This window comes from Neisseria sp. P0021.S005 (assembly GCF_051956955.1).
The window spans coordinates 1-460 of the sequence record NZ_JBQCWY010000949.1; the positions used below are offsets into that span (position 1 = coordinate 1).

Below are 460 nucleotides of genomic sequence, written 5' to 3' on the forward strand. Positions count from 1 at the left end.
TCCTTATCATCGGCGCCGGCCCTATCGTTATCGGTCAGGCCTGCGAATTTGACTATTCGGGCGCACAGGCCTGCAAGGCTTTGCGTGACGAAGGCTATAAAGTCATTCTGGTGAATTCCAACCCTGCCACGATCATGACCGACCCTGAAATGGCGGATGTTACCTACATCGAGCCGATTATGTGGCAGACGGTGGAAAAAATTATCGCAAAGGAGCGACCTGATGCGATTCTGCCTACCATGGGCGGCCAGACTGCGCTGAACTGTGCGCTGGATTTGGCGCGCAACGGCGTATTGGCGAAATACAACGTCGAGCTGATTGGCGCGACCGAAGAAGCGATTGACAAAGCAGAAGACCGAGGCCGCTTTAAAGAAGCGATGGAAAAAATCGGTTTGTCTTGCCCGAAATCTTTTGTCTGCCACACCATGAACGAAGCTTTGGCAGCGCAAGAACAGGTCGG

1 pseudogene is annotated in these 460 nt (G+C 53.3%); it reads left to right on the forward strand.

Annotated elements, in window-relative coordinates:
* Positions 1–460: pseudogene (carB, locus tag ACTHUE_RS20310) on the forward strand (carbamoyl-phosphate synthase large subunit); the annotation flags it as partial.